Source organism: Niallia sp. HCP3S3_B10, from assembly GCF_052064465.1.
In the GTDB taxonomy this organism is placed as follows: Bacteria; Bacillota; Bacilli; order Bacillales; family Cytobacillaceae; genus Niallia; species Niallia hominis.
The window spans coordinates 27,955-48,739 of record NZ_JBQHVO010000041.1; the positions used below are offsets into that span (position 1 = coordinate 27,955).

Sequence of the window (20,785 nt, forward strand, 5' to 3'; positions counted from 1 at the left end):
AATAAGCGAGTACTACTCGCTTATTTAGGACATTATATACATAATTACTGTGAAATGAGCTTATCAGCCAAATACTCGCTCCAAACTTCAAACCCTTGTTCATTCGCAATCGATTTATCGCCATCTAGTTCCTTGTAATAATCTTGAACCTTTTCATCCTTACTATCTGGCCAAGCTTCCCAATGGTTCCAATAGGGAATTTCTTCAGCTTCGGCATATTTCTCTAAATCACTGACTTGCATAGGATAAAGGTTGGCTTCATATAATGGATGTGCTGGCATTAAAACGAACGTAACATCAGGCAACGAATCCTTGGTTTCTTTAATGACCTTATTGATATTCGTTAATGTTGTAGAAATATTTACTGCTTTGTCATTATCATGTAATAAGAATGGCTCAAAGATAACCATATCTGGTTTCTTGTCAATTAGAGATTCATACTCTTCGTCATTTACATAATCGGAAGTAGTTCCGTCATAAGCGATACTGTCGATGGTTACATATTGATCATACTTACTAGTCAATGCTTCTTTTAAAGGGGGAAGTAAACCAGACTCTTGATCGCCAATCGCATCTGAGCCGACTAGTAAAATATGAAAGGAATTTTTGTCTGATAATTTCGCTTCTAATACTTGTTGCGCTTGTTCTGGCCAAGATTTAGCAAAGCCCATATAGTAATCAAGGCTAAAGTAGCTCTCTGAATTAGAACTTTTTTCTTGGGAAACCGTTGAATCGTGTGTATCGTGAATCGGTGATAAAGGACTATCTCCCCGAATATTCCAATGAATATTTCCAATAATAAGAACCACAACAAGAACAATAGAAAGAATAGATAGAATAGCTGCTTTCATTTCAACCTCCAGGAATTCAGTATAATCGTTTTATTTAAGTATACCGATAATTTACAAGTATGTAGGTAACTTCTCCCTTTTGTAAAAAATAGATAGGAAAAATGTCAATTAATTGGTATAGTAATAAACGTAGTAATTCAAATCTATTAAAATTATGACAAGAAATGATAATATATGCAATGATATATGATATAATATTTTTAGTTTTTTATATTTTTCTAGGAGGAAGTCATGGAAGAAACGATTAGTCTAAAAGAATTATTCGACACACTTAAGAAACGATTTGCCCTTATTATCTCCATCACTTTAATTGCAATGATTGTAAGTGGGGTAGTAAGTTATTTCATTATTACACCGGAGTATAAATCTTCAACACAAATTCTTGTCAACCAAAAGAAAGAAGAATCATCAGCTGTCATTAATTCAGGTGAAGTACAGGCAAACGTGCAAATGATTAGCACATATAGTGTGATTCTAAAAAGTGCGGCTATCTTAAATATTGTAAAAGAAGAATTGAATTTAGATATGAGTGTTTCAGAATTGAATAGTAAGATTACTGTGGAAAGTGCGCAAAATTCGCAGGTAATGACTCTATCTGTTACGGATGCTGATCCAACAGTAGCTTTGCAAATTGCCAATAAAACGGCAGAAGTGTTCGAAAAAGAAATTAAAAATATTATGTCCATTGACAATGTGACAGTATTGCCACTTGCAGAGGACCAAGAAAATCAAGCGCCAATCAGTCCAAACCCACCACTTAATATTGCGATTGCAGCGGTAGTAGGGTTAATGATTGGAGTTGGGTTAGCATTTTTACTAGAATACTTAGATAATACGCTGAAAACAGAACAGGATATTGAGAAATTGCTAGGTTTACCGGTATTAGGTGCCATTACAACCATTGATGAAAGCCATGAAGCGAAGTTAAGAGGCGCTCAAAAAGGAAGAAGTAGGGGGGATTTACTTGGCAGCAAGTAAGAGAAGCAAAAAAGGCGGTTTAGCATTAAATAGAAGAAAACTTATTGCAAAGTATGATCCGAAATCTCCTATTTCTGAGCAATACAGAACAATCCGTACAAACATTCTTTATTCAAGTATTGATGAAGAGATACGTTCTATCTTAGTGACATCTTCTGGACCAGGAGAAGGAAAATCGACAACGACAGCCAACTTAGCGATTGTTTTTGCTCAACAAGGAAAAACAGTTCTGCTTGTTGATGCTGATTTACGTAAACCAACTGTTCATTATACCTTTAACTTGAATAATTCATCTGGATTAACATCCGTTCTAACGAATCAGTTAGGCTTAATGGAAGCTGTTCATGAAAATGAAGAGAAAAATCTGTATGTTTTACCTAGTGGTCCGATCCCACCAAATCCTTCTGAGCTATTGGGTTCCCGTGCGATGAATCATTTCTTAGAGAGAGCTCTAGAGGAGTTTGATATTGTCCTATTTGATACACCACCAGTATTAGCCGTTACAGATGCACAAGTGCTCGCTAATCATTGTCATGGAAGTATATTGGTAGTTAGTAGTGGAAAAACGGATAAAGAAGCAGTTGTGCAAACAAAAGAAAAGCTATCAGCGACTTCAGGGAAAGTATTAGGAGTTGTCCTAAATAATAAAAAAGCGGACAAAAAAGGTGACTATTATTACTATGGAACAAATTAACAAGTAAGTAGACGAGAATTCGACAATCTTCGCTATTTACGAATCAGTAGTTCAATGTTACTATTTTTGAAGTGTTATCTGGAAATAATAATAGATTACTAAAAATAGAGAGGTGTAGCATAATGATTGATATTCACTGTCATATATTACCTGGGATTGATGATGGGGCAGCGACAATAGAAGATAGCGTGGCGATGGCAAGAGCGGCTGTCCAAGAAGGAATAACAACGATTATTGCTACACCTCATCATAAGAATAACAAGTTCAGTAATCCAAAATCTTCTATTCTTACAAAAGTAAATGACTTAAACACCGTTTTAAAACAAGAAAATATTCCTCTTTCGATACTTCCAGGACAGGAAGTAAGAATTTATGGAGAAGTGTTAGAAGATTATTATAAGGAAGAAATTCTCACACTTAATCATACAAAATACCTTTTCATTGAGTTTCCTTCTTCCTCTGTTCCACGATATGCAGAGAGATTGCTGTATGAACTGCAAATAGAGGGAATCATTCCAATTATTGTTCATCCAGAGAGAAATAAAGAATTACAGGAGAAACCTGATCTTCTTTATCAGTTTGTGAAAAATGGGGCGTTAACGCAAGTGACAGCATCTAGTGTGGCTGGGTACTTTGGGAAGAATGTGAAGAAGTTTTCGGAGCAGATGATTGAGAGTAATTTAACGCACTTCTTAGCTTCAGATGCTCATAACGTCCATAATCGAAGTTTTAAGATGATGGAAGGATTAGATATGGTGGAAGATAACTTTGGAGTAGATTATGTTTATCTTTTTAAAGAGAATGCAGAGTTGCTTTTGGAAGATAAGAATGTGATAAAAGAAATTCCTGAACGTATTCAGAGAAAGAAGTTTTTAGGGATTTTTTAATAGGAAAGTTTACTAGATAACTAACGATAGAATGTACTAGTGAATATATTTTATCGTTAGTTATCTGATAGTTACATAGAGAGACAGAAAAAATTAAGGGAAGATAGGTGGTATGGTGATGTCTGAGTTTTATAAGGATCAATCTCTGTATTTAGAAAAGAAAAAGAATATATCTGTAAATACAGCTCGTAGTTACCTTGTAATGAAAAGAGCAATAGACATCATTGGTTCATTCTGTGGATTGGTTGTGCTAAGTATTCTTTTTGTTATCATTGCGCTATTGATCAAAGTAGAAGATCCAAAGGGGAAGGTTTTCTTTAAGCAATTGAGAGTTGGGAAAGACGGGAAAGAATTTTATATGTATAAGTTTCGCTCGATGGCATCTGATGCAGAAGAGCGTTTGAACGAGTTATTGGCTTTGAACGAGGTTTCTGGGGCGATGTTTAAGATGAAGGATGACCCGAGGGTAACGAAGATTGGGAAGTTTATTCGGAAAACTAGTGTGGATGAATTGCCACAGTTGTTTAATGTGCTTAGAGGGGATATGAGTTTGGTTGGGCCAAGACCGCCTCTTCCTAGGGAGGTTGCGGAGTATTCTGCTTATGATAGGCAGAGGTTGTTAGTGACTCCGGGGTGTACAGGGCTTTGGCAGGTTAGTGGTAGGAGTAATGTTGGGTTTGATGAGATGGTTGAGTTGGATTTAAAATATATTAAAGAGAGATCTTTATTATTTGATATAAAAATAATATTAAAAACTGTATTGGTGTTATTTGGATCGAAAAATGCTTATTAAGGGGAAATCATCCATGAATAAAGATTCAAAAATTTATGTGGCGGGTCATAGAGGATTAGTTGGTTCAGCAATTTATAGAAAGCTGGAATCGGAAGGATACACAAATCTAGTAGCTAGAACAAGCAAAGAATTGGATTTAAGAAACCCAATTGAAGTTAACAAATTTTTTGATGAAGAACAAATTGAATATGTATTTCTAGCAGCAGCTAAGGTTGGTGGGATTGTTGCAAATAATGAATATCCAGCTGACTTTATTCGTGATAATTTGATGATTCAAACAAATGTAATTGACGCATCTTATCGTACAAATGTGAAGAAGCTATTATTCTTGGGAAGCACTTGTATTTATCCAAAAATGGCACCTCAGCCACTTAAAGAAGAATATTTGCTAACAGGTGAATTAGAACCAACTAATGAACCTTATGCTATTGCGAAGATTGCTGGAATTAAAATGTGTGAATCTTATAACAGACAATATGGTGCGAAATTTATATCGGCAATGCCTACTAACTTATATGGGGAAAATGATAACTTTGATTTGAAATCTTCCCATGTATTGCCTGCATTAATAAGAAAATTCCATGAGGCTAAAGTGAATAAAAGCGAGTATGTAGAAGTTTGGGGTACCGGTACACCTAAAAGAGAATTTCTTTATTCTGATGATTTAGCAGATGCGTGTTTATTCTTAATGAATAATTATGAAGGAAATGAAATTGTAAATATTGGTGTTGGTGATGATTTACCTATTAAAGATCTTGCTAACTTGGTTAAAAAGGTGACAGGTTTCCAAGGTGAATTGAAATTTGATACATCAAAACCTGATGGAACACCAAGGAAATTAGTAGACGTAACTAAGATAAATTCTTTAGGCTGGAAGGCAACGACTTCTTTAGAAGAAGGATTGCGAAAAGCCTATAATTGGTTCTTAGAAAATGAATTGGAAGTATCTAAATAATTTATAAACTATTTAAATTAATATATTTTGGGGGATTATGATGAAAAAGGCATTAATTACGGGTGTTACAGGACAAGATGGTTCTTATTTAGCAGAACTATTATTAGAAAAGGACTATGAAGTACATGGGATTATTCGCCGAAGTTCTTCCTATAACCAAGAGCGTTTGGAAGAGCTTCTTACTGAGGAAGAATCAAAGGCTTTATTAGATAATTCTAATTTTCACTTGCATTATGGAGATGTAACGGATGCATTAAATATTACTCGTATAATTGGTGAAATTAAACCTGATGAAATCTATAACTTGGCTGCACAATCGCATGTGAGAGTTTCTTTTGATATGCCGGGTTATACACTAGACGTTGATGCAAAAGGTACTTTGAATATTTTAGAAGCTGTTCGTATTTTAGGACTGACAGAAAAAACACGTGTATATCAAGCTTCTACTTCTGAGCTATATGGTAAGGTTCAAGAAGTTCCGCAAAAAGAAACTACACCTTTCTATCCTCGTTCTCCGTATGGGGTAGCAAAAATTTATGGTTTTTGGATTACAAAGAACTATCGTGAGTCCTATAATATGTTTGCCGTTAATGGTATTTTATTTAATCATGAATCAGAAAGACGTGGGGAAACTTTTGTAACTAGAAAAATTTCATTAGCTGCTGCTCGTATTGCACAAGGAAAGCAGAAGAAGCTTACTTTAGGTAACTTAGATTCATTACGTGATTGGGGTTATGCTAAAGACTACGTTGAATGTATGTGGTTGATTCTTCAACATGATAAGCCTGAGGATTTTGTTATTGCTACTGGGGAGATGCATACAGTTCGTGAGTTTGTTGATCTTGCGTTTAAGCATGTTGATATTGAGATTGAATGGACTGGACAAGGTGTAGAGGAGAAAGGGATTAATAAATCTACTGGTGAAGTTATTGTAGAAGTTGATCCTAAGTTTTTTCGTCCTGCTGAGGTTGATCAGTTGTTGGGGGATCCTACTAAATCTAAAACTTTATTAGGTTGGAATCCTACGAAAACTTCTTTTGATGAGCTAGTACGTAAAATGGTCATTGCTGATATGAAAAAAGTACAAAATGAAGATAAGTATAGAAAAATGTTTGACTAATATATAACCAATACAATAAGAATTATATATAGAAATTAAGATGCTTATATATGGGATAAATATAGTCTCTAAAAGAAAATGGTGGGGAAATGAAAAGGATTTGTTTTTTACTAGGCGATATCTCTGGAAGCGGTGGGATACCAAGGGTTGTATCCCTAATAGCTAATAAACTGAGTGGGAATTTTGATATATCAATTGTCAGCTATTATAATCAGAATAATTTATATAAAAAGTTGAATAAAAATGTTAAACAACATGTATTACTAGATAGCAGATTAGATATGAAAAAAGGCTTATTATCTGGAACCTTTAAGCTACGAAAAATAATGAAAAAAAATAAATTTGATGTCATAATTGCTTGTGGAGCTTTATTTTTCCCAATGGGTGTACTAGCAACACGAATGAATAAAACTAAACTTATTTGTTGGGAACATTCAAATTTTTATGTTACAACTGATAATTCATTCCAAAGATTTACAAGAAAAGTTGGTGCTAGATTTTCTGATTTAGTGTTAACATTAACTAAAAAGGATATGGAAAACTATAAGGAAAACTTAGTTTTAAATAATATTGATTATATTTATAATCCTATTGATCAGTATCTCCAAAGAGATGAATTAAATTATAATATTAATTCAAAAAAAATTATAAGTGTTGGAAGATTAACATATCAAAAAAACTTTATAGATGCTGTTGAAGTTGCGTCTGAAGTATTAAAAAAATATCCAGGATGGGAATGGCATATTTATGGAGATGGTGAATTAAAGGAAAGAATAAGCAACGAAGTAAAAAAGCATGAATTGCAGAATAAATTAATACTTATGGGGCAATCTGATAATTTATATAGTAAATACCCTGATTATTCAATCCTGGTAATGACCTCATTATATGAGGGCTTTCCAATGACCTTATTAGAGGGTTTGGCAAATAAACTGCCCCTAGTTAGCTATGATATTTTAACAGGTCCCAGTGAAATTATAATAAATAATGAGAATGGATATTTAATAGAGCCTGGTAATAAGAATATGATGGTTGAAAAAGTATCAAATTTAATAGAAGATATTGAATTAAGAAAATCCATGTCTAAAGCTACATCCAATTTAACTGATAAATTTAATATTACTAATATAACTGACAAATGGGTGAAAATTTTAGAAGATATTTAGCCAATTATTATAAAGTCATTCCGACTTCATAATAATTGGTTGGGACTTGAAAGATATGAATTAAATTTAATAGTTTGTAAAGAAGTTAATAAATAAAAAAGAGCAAAAATTAGAAGGGTTAATTTTATGATAAGAATAATTAACATATTATTTGTATGTTTAATTTTATTAATTATAATAATTCATGCGTTTCATGAAAGAAAATTTAGTGAAAAAGCAAATAAAAGATTTTTGATGGTCTATACAATAGTGATTTCAATTTTTTTATCTTTAAGAGTTATTGGATTAGATTTAGAACCTCATAGATTGTGGTTTGAAAGTAGTGGAAGTTCATTCTCTGATTTAACACTAGATTCACTCTTTAGTAGTAGATTGGAGCCTTTTTTTAATATATTATCTATATTTTTGAATAGTAGAGGATTTGGTTATGAATATTTCTTATTGATTGCGGGAAGTATTCCAATGATTATCTTATACAATATTATTAAAAATGAACAGAATCCAGTTAAAATATACTGTGTTTTTTTATTAATATATTTAATAAAAGGACCGATAGAAGTTATTAGGGGTTTTTTTGCAGCAATAGTTTATTTAAGTGCTATTTATAGCTTATCGAAAGGAGAAAAACTTAAGGCATATATTAAGAATGTAAGTACGATTTTATTTCACTTTTCTAGCGTTGCTTCAATAATTTTATTTCCTTTTTTAAAAGCTAAATGGACAAAGAAAAAGTATTTAATAACACTATTCCTAACCATATTTTTAACCATTTTTTTCAGAGTTGTAGTATTCCCTCAACTGATAAGTATAAATTATTCAGGTGAAAATTATATAATTTGGAAATTTTTCTATTATTTAACTTACTATAACAGTGGAAATGGATACCACTATTTAGGTAGATTACATGTTATTCTTTTGAATTTTAATCTTTATTTTATAATAATAATGAATATTCTTATTATATTGATATCTTTTAAATATTATAAGCTCATAGAAAAAGATACCACTTTTAGAGTGCTCATGAACTCGCAAATTATTGGGAGTTTTGTGAATATTATCTTTATAATTTTGTCAGCTACAACAATAGGATATAGATTAAGTTATTTGTTTAGTATAGGCAATTTTATGCTATTATCTAAAATACTATTTGTATATAATAATAATAATAAAAATAAAAATTGGTATGTTTATTTAACATTCTTATTTTTATTACTTTATAATTTTATGATCATTTTATATGAAGCAGGAGTTCATAATCCGGATAGTATGTTTTATCTTGGTTGGTAATCTATTATGAAATATTATAGGGAGAATCAGTTACGTGAAAAATTTTGGAATTTTTATGAATGGTCCTATAAAAGAAAAAGCTGGCGGGCCATCAGGATATTTATCAAATTTATTAAGAGGCCTAAATAATAGTGAAGTTAAGGTTTTTTCTTGGGGAAAAGTAAAGACTGACAATAATACTAGTAATAGTAGAATTAATAATATGTTTTTAGAAGAGCTAAAATATCTTTTACATTTTTTAATTGGTAAGAAGAGAAAAGCAATAAAAGTAAATGGAAATTTTCGTACCACAAATGTATTACATGTTCATTCTGTTGAAGACTTATTTTTATTAAAACGACAATTACGATATAAAGGACAGGTTATCTTAACACCACATAGACCAGAACCTTTATCAAATGAAATTATTTCTTCATTACAAATTAAGTATGATACATCATATAATTTTCCAATCTTGAAGCTATTCTTAAGAAAAATTGAAAAATTTGCTTATAAAAATGCTGATGGATTTATATTTCCGAGTGAAGAGGCAGAAGAAATTTATTATGAATTCCCAGGTTATAACAAAAGAAGTAAAAATATCCCTTTTAAATATCTATATAGTGGAGTTGATTACCTAATTCCAACAATCAAAAAAGATGAATATAAAAAGAATGTATTAGGAATAAATTCTAATCAGAAAATCCTAACATATATTGGAAGGCATAATTTTGTGAAAGGATACGATGTATTAATTGAATCCTTTGAAGAAATAAAAAAAATGGGCTTTATGGTAGTATGTGCAGGGAATGATGATGGATTAGTTCATCCCATTGATAATAATTGGATAGAGCTTGGGAGAATTAATGATGTTGAAAATTTAATCAATAGTTCTGATATAGTTCTGTTACCTAATAGAAACACATATTTTGATCTAGTTGCTTTAGAAATTATGGCTCAAGGAAAAATATTAATTGCCTCGAACACTGGTGGGAATAAAACTTTATCTAGGTTATCAGAGGGAGTTACGTTATTTAAAAATGCCAATACAAAAGATATGATTGAAAAAATTAGATTTGTGAATGAATTAACTAAAGGAACAATAAGTGAGTACGAAAAAAGTAATAGGAGGTTCTATGAAAATAATTGTACTTTAGAGAAATTTGGGGAAGGATATATAAAAATTATTAATGAGATTTTAAATGAGATTTAATCAAGGTAAAAAATTTAAATGATTGGAGAATATAAATGTACGATTATTTAGTAGTTGGTTCAGGATTATTTGGCAGTACGTTTGCTTACGAGGCTGCAAAAAGAGGGAAAAGAGTAAAAGTTATTGAAAAAAGATCACATATTGCTGGAAATATATATACCGAAAATGTTGAGGGGATAAATGTCCATAAATATGGAGCACATATCTTTCATACGAATGATACTAATATTTGGGAATATGTAAATCAATTTGCGGAATTTAATAGATATACAAATAGTCCGATTGCTAATTATAAGGGTGAAATATATAATCTGCCATTTAATATGAATACTTTTAATAAGTTGTGGGGAGTTATTACACCTGATCAAGCAAAAGCAAAAATAAAAGAACAAATTAAACGAGCGAATATTCAGAAACCAAACAATTTAGAAGAGCAAGCAATATCATTGGTAGGATCTGATATTTATGGAAAATTAATTAAAGGGTATACAGAAAAGCAATGGGGAAGAAAGGCAACAGAATTACCGGCCTTTATTATAAATAGATTACCAGTGCGTTTTAATTATGATAATAACTATTTTAATGATAAATATCAAGGAATACCAATAGGAGGTTACACACAAATAGTTGAAAAAATGTTATCAAGTAGCTTAATTGATGTTGAATTAAATACAGATTTCTTTGACAAAAAAGATCTGTATTTAGATAATTTTCCTAAAATTGTATATACTGGTATGATTGATCAATTTTTTGAGTATAAATATGGGACTTTAGAGTATAGAAGTTTAACTTTTAATACAAAAATATTAAATCAAAAGAATTTTCAAGGGAACGCCGTTGTAAATTATACAGATTCTAGTACCCCATATACAAGAATCATAGAGCATAAACATTTTGAGTTTGGACAACAGGATAAAACTATTGTAACAGAAGAATATCCAAAAAATTGGACTGAAGGTGATGAACCTTATTATCCTATTAATAATAAAGTAAATAATGAAAAATATAGAGCATATCAAAAATTATCGGAAAGTTTACCAAATGTAATATTTGGTGGTCGCCTAGGAATGTATAAATATTATGATATGCATCAAGTAATAGCGTCATCTTTAGCAATTGTGAAAAATGAATTTGAAAGTGAACAGAGTATAGGAAATTAATAATGAATTTAAAAAAAAATTTCATCTATAACATAACATATCAAGTTGCAACCTTGGTCATACCATTGATTACAATTCCCTATGTTTCTAGAATTTTAGGAAAGAGTGGGATTGGTATAAATGCATATACTAACTCAATAGTGCAATACTTTATTTTAATAGGAACTATAGGAATTAGTTTATATGGAAGTAGAGAAATTGCATATATTCGGGATAATAAAAACCAATTAAGTATAACTTTTTGGGGCATTTTTTCGCTAAAGTTCATTACTTCGATATTTTCGTTAATATTATTCTTTTTTTTTCTTATGTTTGTTGATTCATTTAAAGTAATTTTCTTAATACAATCAATTTTAATCATAGCAGCGGCAATTGATATTTCATGGTTATTTATAGGGTTAGAAGATTTTAAAAAAACGGTAGTTAGAAATTTATTAGTAAAGCTACTTGGAGTTTTATGTGTTTTTATTTTTGTAAAGAACCCAGAAGACTTATGGAAATATGTTTTTATTTTAACGTTTTCTCAATTTTTAGGCAATTTATCTTTATGGTTCTATTTACCTAAAATAGTAAATGTAATTAAAATGAGTTGGAATGAAATAAAAAAACATTTTTTTCCATCAATAGTATTGTTTATTCCTCAGATTGCTATTCAAGTATATGTGATATTGAATAAAACAATGTTAGGTATTTTTTCTAATGTTGATGAAGTAGGTATATTCGAAAATGCAGATAAGATTGTAAAAGTTATTTTGGCTATCGTTACCTCTATGGGAATCGTTATGTTACCTAGAGTATCTAATACATTTGCAAAAGGTGAAATGAATCAAGTTAAGGATTATTTGTATAACTCATTTAATTTTTCTTCATATCTATCATTTCCATTAGCTTTTGGTTTAGCAAGTATCGCTATGAACTTCGCACCATGGTTTTTTGGTGAGGCATTTAAAAATACAGGAATAATAATTACTATTATTAGTCCTATTATCATTTTTATTGCTTGGAGTAATGTAATTGGGCAACAATATTTAATGCCAACAAAGCAAGTCAGAAAATTTACATTATCTGTTTTAATAGGAGCGATTGTTAATTTTGTATTGAATCTATATTTAATTAGATTATATCATGCTGTTGGAGCAGCTATTGCAACTTTAATTGCTGAGATATTAGTTACATTAGTGCAATTCTATTTAGTGCGGAAAGCCTTAGATATAACTAGAATGCTAAAATCAACTTGGAAATATTTTGTTTCTTCTTTATTAATGTATATATCAATTCGACTTTTATCCCCTTTTATTACTAATGAATTTAAATTGTTGTTTCAAATTGTAGTAGGTATTGTAGTGTATTTTAGTTTATTATTTTTATTTAAATCAACTCTAAATAAAATGGTATTTAACAATATTTTAAAATACATTATGCATTATAGAGTGAAGTTTAGAAAACTTTAAAGAAAGTGTGACTATCTGATGATTTCTCCAGTAATTTTATTTGTTTATAATAGACCTGAGCATACTAAACGAACAATTCAAAGTTTAAAATCAAACTCTCTTGCAAATGAGACAGACTTATTTATTTTTTCAGATGCTCCTAAAAATCAAAGGGATGTTGATAAAGTAAAAGAAGTAAGAAAGGTAATTAATTCAATTCGAGGATTTAAAAATATTCATATTATTGAGCAGAGGGAAAACAAAGGGCTGGCAAAATCCGTAATTGATGGTGTTAGCGAAGTAATTGATAGGTATGAAAGAGTAATTGTTCTAGAAGATGATTTAGTATCTTCTCCTATTTTTTTGAATTATATGAATGAGTGTTTAGAGAAGTATGCTTCTGATGAGAATATATGGTCTATATCAGGATATGGACCTAAAATAAATATTGAAAAAGATTATAAAAGTTGTGTCTATTTAGCTCCAAGGGGCTGTTCTTGGGGATGGGCAACATGGAAAAATAGATGGGAATCGATTGATTGGGAAATAAAAGAATATTATAACTTTAAAAAAAATAGGATTCAAAAAAAAGAATTTAATATGGGTGGAAATGATTTAGTTTATATGTTGGAAGATCAAATGAATAATAGGATTGATTCATGGGCCATCAGATGGGTTTATAATCAATTTATTCAAAAAAAACACACGGTTTATCCTTTATATTCATATATTTACAATATTGGAATGGATTTCAGTGGTACACATAGTTCTAGAAGTGATAAATATAAAGTTACTCTTAATGAAAAAATCTGTGATATTAATATAAATGAGGATGATTATCTAAATAAAGATATAATAAAATCTTTTGGATCTTTTTATAATTTATCTTTAATTGGTTTAATCGGTGTTTATAGCAGAAAAATTGGAATCTATAAGTATTTAAGGAAGATACAAAAGAAAATCAAGGTGAAAAATAAATGAAAAAGGTATATTTAATAGGGCAATTTCCTCCTCCAATTCATGGATTATCAAAAGCTTTGGATACTATACTAAAATCTGATTATCTAAATGAAAAATATGAAATTGAAAATCTCGATATTACAAATAATAAGAAAATATTTAGCTATTTAAAATCTATTAACAATAGTTATGCAGATATTTATTATTTTACAATTTCACAGTCCAAAATGGGAAATATCAGAGATATGCTTATCCTAAATAAACTGCTAAAAAAAAACAAGAAAGTTATTATCCATTACCATGGAGGATATTATAAGAGTTTATATAATTCTCTTAATTTTTTTCAAAAAAGATTAAATAAGAAGTTAATTAGCCAAGTGAGTTTAGTGATTGTTTTAAGCGAAGGATTAAAAAGTATATTTAGCAATGTAATAAGTGTAGATAAGATTAGAGTATGTGAAAATTTTATAGAAGATTCAAGTTTGTTAAGTGATAAAAGGTTTACCCAAAAGATAAATAATTATCATAAGAAAAATGATACTTTGAATGTACTATTTCTAAGTAATTTTATAGAGAGTAAAGGATATAAAGATATACTAGAGGCAATTTGTATCTTGAAGAAAACAAATTATAAAATGAAGTTTCATTTTGCAGGCGCCTTTTTTTCTCTAGAGGAAGAAAATAATTTTCACAGTTATATTAAAGAACATGATATAGAAGAATATATTATCTATCATAATATTGTTGAAAAAGAGCAAAAAAGAGATTTATTATATAAATGTGAAATATTTATCTTACCAACGTACTATAAAAAAGAGGGACAGCCTATTTCTATAATTGAAGCGATGGGAAATGGTTTGGCTATAATAACAACTAGACATGCTGGGATACCTGATATCGTATCTGAGAGTAATGGTGCTTTAATATATCCTCAATCTCCTAATGAAATTGTACAATCATTAATAAATTTATCAGATAAAAATAGTTTAATAGATATTGCAAAAAATAATAGAGATTATACTCTAACAAAATTCAAAGAAGTGCATTACATTGAAAGACTAGATAAAATATTTAATGAGGTATTAACAAATGAAAGTGGAATTAAAAAAATATGATCAATCTTGGTATTCAAGAGGTAGATCAAACTTAGTTGTTTTAATATGGTGGATAGTTCAAGGATCGTTATTTCGATTTTCTATACATAATATGTATAGTTGGAGAAATTTTCTTTTAAGATTGTTTGGTGCTAAAATTGGAAAAAATGTTCAAATACGTTCAACTGCTAAATTTACTTATCCATGGAAAGTAATAGTAGGGGATTATACATGGATTGGTGATAATGTAAAGTTGTATAGCCTTGACAATATAGTTATAGGATCAAATTGTATTATTTCTCAAGAATCCTATTTATGTACAGGAAGTCATAATATATCAGACCCTTATTTTGGATTAGTAACAAAGCCAATAATAATAAAGGATGGAGCTTGGGTTGCAAGTGATGTTTTTGTTTATCCAGGTGTAACAATTAATGAACATGCAGTAATAGCTGCAAGAAGTACAGTTACTAAAGACGTACCCGATAATATGGTTTATGCAGGTAATCCTGCGAAATTTTGTAAAAAACGAAATATAGCCGAGAAAATAGGGAATTACTAAAAAATATTTATTAAATAATAGGGTGTAAAATGAAAATATTACTTTATAGTACAAATTATTATCCTGAAATGACCGGAATAGCAAAATATAATACCGAAATGGCTGAATGGCTTGTATCTAAAGGTCATGAGGTTGATGTATACACTGCAATGCCTTCTTATCCTGAATGGGAAATATATGATGAATATAAAGGGAAGAAATATGTAAAAGAAACAATTAATGGAGTTAATATATATCGGACATTTCTATATGTTCCTAATAAAAAAAATACTTCAGCACTAAAAAGAATATTAATGCAAATTACATTTACATTTAACTCCTTAAGATATTGGTTTCCAATTTATTTTAAGAAAAAACAATTTGATATAATAATAGTCCTTTGTCCACCGTTAATACCCCTAATTAATGCTATTATATTTAAAACTATAAAAAAAATACCTATTTTATTACATGTACAGGATTTAGAATTTGATGCTGCAATAAGACTAGGTATTATTAAGCAAAAATTTATAAATAGTTTAATTAATAAGGTAGAAGTATACTTTTTAAATAAAGTTAACATAATATCGTCCATAACAAATTCAATGATTTTAAGAATTAAAGAAAAAAAAATAAAGACTAATAAATTTATTTTATTTCCAAATTGGTCGGATATCCAATTTATAGCTCCACTCTCAAAAATAAATAATTTCAGAGAGGAGATTGGTATTAGTAAGTACGATAAAATTATTATGTACTCTGGGAATATGGGGAAAAAGCAAGGGTTGGACATTGTGCTAGATGTAGCAAGCGACTTTAAAAAAAATGAAATTAGTAATATTAAATTTGTATTTATTGGTGACGGAGTAGCAAAAGAAGAATTAGTACGTAAAAAAGAAAGTAATAGCTTAGATAATGTATTGTTTTTCCCTGTCCAATCCTTAGAAAAACTACCTGAACTATTGGCAGTTGCACATGTTCATTTAGTTATTCAGAAAAAGGAGGCTGCTGATTTAGTAATGCCATCAAAATTGACGAATATTTTATCAGCTGGAAGAACTGTTATTGCTACGGCTGATAAAGGGACAGCTTTGTATGAGGTTGTAAATAGTTCTGAATCGGGTTTTGTAATTGAACCAGAGCGTTCTGATTTGTTATATGAGGCAATCTCAAATTTAGTAAATCAAGAAAATTTGGATGTTTACGAAAAGAATGCTAGAAAGTATGCAGAGGAATCATTTGATAAGAATAAAATATTATCTAGGTTTGAAAAGGATTTGGATAAACTCCTTAGTGAAGGTAAACTATAACTTTGACAGAAAATATCTTATTATTAACTAAGTCTTTAATCAATTATAAAAATTTTTAAGGATAAGGTAATGATAAAAAAGCTTGGAATCAAAGAAAACAGAGAATTGTTTGGTTAATCTATTTATTCATGAGGAAAAGATATTCTACTTTGAATTATAATGTGAAAATAGAAAAATATACACAATTCAAAACTAGTTCGCTAAAACTAAGCAAAGAGTCTTGTCTAGTGAAGAGGGAACAGCTTGAATTATTTCTAATTAGTTATTAAGTTAATTATTATTTTTATAAAGGTAGTAAAAAGGAGGGTTAAATTTGAAACTTATCTTACTTTCTGGAGGTTCGGGAAAGAGATTATGGCCTTTATCAAATGATACACGATCAAAACAATTTTTAAAAGTCTTAGATAGTAACGTGGACTATAAAGTATCTATGGTTCAGAGAGTTTGGGGTCAATTAGAGAAAACTGGCCTTGCTAATGATGCAACTATAGCAACATCAAAAATTCAACGTGAAATAATCCAAAGTCAGTTAGGTTTAGATGTACCAATAATAACAGAACCAGATAGACGTGATACTTTTCCTGCAATAGCTCTAGCTGTAACCTATCTGTATACAGTTGAAAAAATATCAGAGGATGAAGTTATAATAGTTCTACCTGTTGATCCCTTTGTTGAAATTGACTTTTTTCATCGAGTAAAAGATTTAGAAAAAGCTATTATAGAGTCAAGTGCTGATTTAGCATTAATAGGTGTAAAACCGACATATCCATCTTCAAAATATGGTTACATTGTTTCTAATGAAGCTTTGGATAATTATTTGAAAGTTAGTCATTTTGAAGAAAAGCCAACAGAAGAAAAAGCAAAAAAATTAATAGAAAAAAATGCCTTATGGAATTGTGGTGTTTTTGCATTTAAATTGGGTTACTTGTTAGAGATACTTAGAGAAAAAAAACTTAATCTTGATTATAATGAGATGAACAACCAGTATAATAGTTTACCTAAAATTAGTTTTGATTATGAAGTAGTTGAAAAATCCAGCAATATAATTACTTTGCCATATAATGGTTACTGGAAGGATCTTGGGACTTGGAATACATTGACAGAAGAGATGATAACTAATCAAGTTGGTAAAGGTATTATAAGTGAGGATTCGATAAATACACATTTAATTAATGAGTTGGATATTCCTATTACAGTACTTGGAGTAAAAGATGTGATTGTTGCAGCAAGTCCAGATGGGATCTTAGTTAGTGATAAAGCATCAAGCCCCAAAATAAAAGATTTTATTAAGGACTTTGACCAACCACCTATGTATGAAGAACGTATTTGGGGATGGTCACGAACTCTAGATTATTCTAAATACAGCAATGGGGAAGAAATGGTTACTAAACGTATTTGTATCCACCAGGAGAAAAACTCTACTTATCATTTTCATAACCTTAGAGATGAGGTATGGACAATAGTGAAAGGTGAGGGAGAATTAATACTTGATACTACTATTACTCGTGTAAAAGCAGGTGACGTTATACACATTCCTGCTGGTAAAAAGCATGGAGTTCGTGCTTTTTCTGAATTAGAGTTTATTGAGGTTCAAACAGGTTCTGGAATAAGCGGGGAAGATGTACATCGAATAGCATATGAGTGGGAGGATATTCTTACTTATCATAAAGATTCAAAGTCAAGTGTTATTTTATAAAAATAAAATATAAAATAATTTATTAATATACCGGGGAAGAAGGGCTAAAGCTAATGAAAATCACAGTAGCAGGGACAGGGTATGTGGGCTTATCAAACGCTATTCTTTTAGCTCAACATAATGAAGTTATTGCCCTTGACATTATTCAAGAAAAGGTAGATTTAATCAATAATAAAAAATCTCCTATCATTGATAATGAAATCGAGGAATATCTAGCGAGAATGGAATTAAATTTAGAGGCAACAACAGATAATCTTTCTGCATTTAAAGATGCTGAATATGTAATTATATCCACTCCAACAAATTATGATCCAGAAAAAAACTATTTTAATACTAGAACCGTTGAGACTGTAATTTCTAATGTTCTTTCTATTAATCCCAATGCTATTATGGTAATAAAATCAACTGTTCCTGTTGGCTATACAGAGAAAATAAGAGAAAAGTTTGAAACGAATAATATTATCTTCTCGCCTGAATTTTTAAGAGAAGGTAAGGCACTTTATGATAATTTATATCCTTCACGAATCGTATTGGGAGAACAATCAGAAAGAGCAAAGGTATTTGCGGATTTATTAGTTCAAGGTGCAATCAAAGAAGATATCGATGTCTTATTTACAAATTCTACAGAGGCAGAAGCTATTAAACTTTTTGCTAATACATATTTAGCAATGAGAGTAGCCTTCTTTAATGAACTTGATTCCTATGCAGAAGTAAGGGGATTAGATGCCAAGCAAATTATTGATGGAGTGGGCTTAGATCCAAGAATTGGAACCCATTATAATAACCCATCGTTTGGTTATGGCGGTTATTGTTTACCAAAAGATACAAAGCAATTATTAGCTAACTATGAGGATGTTCCAAATAATATCATGTCTGCAATTGTTGACGCCAATAGAACTAGAAAAGATCATGTAGCAGAAATGATTATTAAACAGAATCCAAAAGTTGTTGGTATTTATCGCTTAACCATGAAAATGGACTCTGATAACTTCAGACAATCAGCTATACAAGGTGTTATGAAACGTATTAAAGCAAAAGGTATTGAAGTTGTTGTTTATGAACCAGCATTACAGGAAGAAACTTTCTTTAATTCTAGAGTGATTAATGATTTTAATCAATTTAAAGAAATTTCTGATGTGATAGTTGCTAATCGATTATCTAGTGATTTAGAAGATGTTAAAGAGAAAGTTTATACTAGAGATTTGTTTAGTAGAGATTGATTGATATAGTACTTGCATAGTATTTTAATGTTTATTGATACCCTCATCTAAAATTAGATGAGGGTATTGTATTTTATTAATGGTAACGAAAATCCTTGGCTATGCTGTGGGGTTCCAGAGAGCTTATTGTATTTGGCAAGCAAAAAATGTTTAAAACGGCAATTAAAAATGTTACCACTTGCCAACGGAATTTAACTCTGTATGATTGATTCTTTATAGCGATGTAAGCGTCAAATAGGCCCCACCTATTAATTAGATGGGACCTAAGTTATTATTTAGATAACTTTTTAAAAGAGATACAAGAAACTGGTAAAGTTGTTGACCAAGGAAGCATTCGGTCTAAGGCATCCATATCTGTCAAATTCATATTGGGAAGCTGCTCAAATAGATAGCGAAGATAGTAATATGGATTTAATCCATTTGCGATTGCTGTCTCCACCATACTGTATATGATGGCACTGGCTCTAGCACCTTGCGGTGTATTGCTGAACAGCCATGCCTTTCTTCCGATCACTACTGACTTGATCGACCGTTCACTTCGATTATAACTCTAGGTCACAGGGACGCCCCGAAATTTGTCGAAGATTGATAGAGAATTAGATTGTGTGAATGATAAGCTGAAATAGTAATGATTATTGCAGATGAAATGAAACTCTTGGTCACAGTGACGGCCCGAAACTTGTCGAAGATTGATAGAGAGTTAGAACTCTTGGTCACAGTGACGCCCCGAAATTTGTCGAATATTGATAGAAAATTAGATTGTGTGAGTGATAAACGGTGTTTGTCAACATAGTTGTCGCATTTAGTTACTTTAGTGTTGTGTTCAGTCAAGGCTACCGCGCTACGCTTGCTGGCCTGATGATTTGAATGGAAAGGAAATCCATTCTTTCCATTCAAATCATCAGGGAATAAAGTGTATTAAGGCGGACTCAACGTTTCCTTTTTCCCTCATCACGCATTGGATTAAGGTAAGCGTCAAACTAGAATTCATGGTCACAGTGACGCCTCGAATAATCTTGTTTCACAGGGGTGTTTCACGGGAAGCTTTGTGGTATTGCTGATGGAATTTGTTAAAGAATACTTGGTCACAGTGACACCCCGAAAAATCTTGTTTCACACGAATGTTTCACAGGAGGCTTTGTGCGTGATTGCTGTTGGAATTTATTAAAGAAGAAGTACAGCAAGTGTATTGTTGTCTTCTTCTTTTTATTTTCATTTTGGCAGGAAATTTGATTATTTTGTAGAATATTGGAGTGGTAGATTGTTTCTTTGCCTCTGTTAGTTGTTCTTGTTCAAAAAGATTTCCTTCTATGTTTACCTCGATGTGACTACCCGAGTTTTGTCGAATCCAAAATCATTGAACTCTTGGTCACAGTGACGGCCCGAAATTTGTCGAAGATTGATAGAGAGTTAGATTGTGTGAATGTGATAAACTGAAATAGCAACTGAAT

Annotated in this window: 18 protein-coding genes and 1 pseudogene; 17 read left to right on the forward strand and 2 right to left on the reverse strand. The window is 30.5% G+C overall.

The genetic code is table 11. The features are described from left to right. Positions 1-44 precede the first annotated feature (44 nt). A complete protein-coding gene (locus ACTNDN_RS16695) occupies positions 45-851 on the reverse strand; it encodes a hypothetical protein (protein WP_441131579.1) in 807 nt (268 codons plus the stop codon). 231 nt (positions 852-1,082) lie between these two features. Between ACTNDN_RS16695 and ACTNDN_RS16700 the strand changes: the two genes are divergently transcribed. The 17 genes from ACTNDN_RS16700 to ACTNDN_RS16780 all read left to right on the forward strand — a co-directional run bounded on the left by ACTNDN_RS16700 (position 1,083) and on the right by ACTNDN_RS16780 (position 19,334). Continuing rightward, complete coding sequence (locus ACTNDN_RS16700) at positions 1,083-1,829, forward strand: YveK family protein (RefSeq protein WP_031536210.1); 747 nt, start codon at positions 1,083-1,085, stop codon at positions 1,827-1,829. Then, on the forward strand, positions 1,816-2,523 hold the full coding sequence (locus ACTNDN_RS16705; protein ID WP_031536211.1) for a CpsD/CapB family tyrosine-protein kinase: 708 nt from the start codon (positions 1,816-1,818) through the stop codon (positions 2,521-2,523). The genes ACTNDN_RS16700 and ACTNDN_RS16705 overlap by 14 nt, the downstream gene beginning before the upstream one ends. Positions 2,524-2,645: 122 nt before the next feature. Next, the gene (locus tag ACTNDN_RS16710) at positions 2,646-3,410 is read left to right on the forward strand and encodes a tyrosine-protein phosphatase (protein ID WP_441131580.1); all 765 of its coding nucleotides are present in this window, start codon (positions 2,646-2,648) and stop codon (positions 3,408-3,410) included. A 118-nt stretch (positions 3,411-3,528) separates the two neighbouring features. Beyond that, complete coding sequence (locus ACTNDN_RS16715; RefSeq protein WP_441131581.1) at positions 3,529-4,203, forward strand: sugar transferase; 675 nt, start codon at positions 3,529-3,531, stop codon at positions 4,201-4,203. A gap of 13 nt (positions 4,204-4,216) precedes the next feature. Next, a complete protein-coding gene (fcl, locus tag ACTNDN_RS16720) occupies positions 4,217-5,158 on the forward strand; it encodes a GDP-L-fucose synthase (RefSeq protein ID WP_441131582.1) in 942 nt (313 codons plus the stop codon). Between the two features lie 40 nt (positions 5,159-5,198). After that, positions 5,199-6,278, forward strand: coding sequence for a GDP-mannose 4,6-dehydratase (gmd, locus tag ACTNDN_RS16725; protein ID WP_441131583.1), 1,080 nt, complete (start codon positions 5,199-5,201; stop codon positions 6,276-6,278). Between the two features lie 89 nt (positions 6,279-6,367). Then, on the forward strand, positions 6,368-7,444 hold the full coding sequence (locus tag ACTNDN_RS16730; RefSeq protein WP_441131584.1) for a glycosyltransferase family 4 protein: 1,077 nt from the start codon (positions 6,368-6,370) through the stop codon (positions 7,442-7,444). A 126-nt stretch (positions 7,445-7,570) separates the two neighbouring features. Then, positions 7,571-8,731 carry an EpsG family protein gene (locus ACTNDN_RS16735; RefSeq protein ID WP_441131585.1) on the forward strand — a complete coding sequence of 387 codons (1,161 nt, stop codon included), beginning with the start codon at positions 7,571-7,573 and terminating at the stop codon, positions 8,729-8,731. Between the two features lie 34 nt (positions 8,732-8,765). Next, positions 8,766-9,923, forward strand: coding sequence for a glycosyltransferase family 4 protein (locus ACTNDN_RS16740; RefSeq protein WP_441131586.1), 1,158 nt, complete (start codon positions 8,766-8,768; stop codon positions 9,921-9,923). Positions 9,924-9,958: 35 nt separating this feature from the next. Further along, complete coding sequence (glf, locus tag ACTNDN_RS16745; protein WP_441131587.1) at positions 9,959-11,083, forward strand: UDP-galactopyranose mutase; 1,125 nt, start codon at positions 9,959-9,961, stop codon at positions 11,081-11,083. A gap of 2 nt (positions 11,084-11,085) precedes the next feature. Then, positions 11,086-12,534, forward strand: coding sequence for a flippase (locus tag ACTNDN_RS16750; RefSeq protein WP_441131588.1), 1,449 nt, complete (start codon positions 11,086-11,088; stop codon positions 12,532-12,534). Between the two features lie 18 nt (positions 12,535-12,552). After that, the gene (locus ACTNDN_RS16755) at positions 12,553-13,494 is read left to right on the forward strand and encodes a glycosyltransferase (RefSeq protein ID WP_441131589.1); all 942 of its coding nucleotides are present in this window, start codon (positions 12,553-12,555) and stop codon (positions 13,492-13,494) included. Beyond that, positions 13,491-14,588, forward strand: coding sequence for a glycosyltransferase family 4 protein (locus ACTNDN_RS16760; RefSeq protein WP_441131590.1), 1,098 nt, complete (start codon positions 13,491-13,493; stop codon positions 14,586-14,588). The genes ACTNDN_RS16755 and ACTNDN_RS16760 overlap by 4 nt, the downstream gene beginning before the upstream one ends. Then, on the forward strand, positions 14,563-15,129 hold the full coding sequence (locus ACTNDN_RS16765; RefSeq protein ID WP_441131591.1) for a putative colanic acid biosynthesis acetyltransferase: 567 nt from the start codon (positions 14,563-14,565) through the stop codon (positions 15,127-15,129). Before ACTNDN_RS16760 ends, ACTNDN_RS16765 begins: the two co-directional genes overlap by 26 nt. Positions 15,130-15,158: 29 nt before the next feature. Continuing rightward, positions 15,159-16,418 carry a WcaI family glycosyltransferase gene (locus tag ACTNDN_RS16770; protein ID WP_441131592.1) on the forward strand — a complete coding sequence of 420 codons (1,260 nt, stop codon included), beginning with the start codon at positions 15,159-15,161 and terminating at the stop codon, positions 16,416-16,418. A gap of 313 nt (positions 16,419-16,731) precedes the next feature. Further along, entirely contained in the window at positions 16,732-18,114 is a 1,383-nt protein-coding gene (locus ACTNDN_RS16775; protein ID WP_441131593.1) for a sugar phosphate nucleotidyltransferase, read from the forward strand. Between the two features lie 53 nt (positions 18,115-18,167). Then, on the forward strand, positions 18,168-19,334 hold the full coding sequence (locus ACTNDN_RS16780) for a nucleotide sugar dehydrogenase (RefSeq protein WP_441131594.1): 1,167 nt from the start codon (positions 18,168-18,170) through the stop codon (positions 19,332-19,334). A 271-nt stretch (positions 19,335-19,605) separates the two neighbouring features. Here ACTNDN_RS16780 and ACTNDN_RS16785 read toward each other — a convergent pair. Then, positions 19,606-19,878, reverse strand: a pseudogene (locus ACTNDN_RS16785) (transposase domain-containing protein); the annotation flags it as partial. Positions 19,879-20,785: the final 907 nt, after the last annotated feature.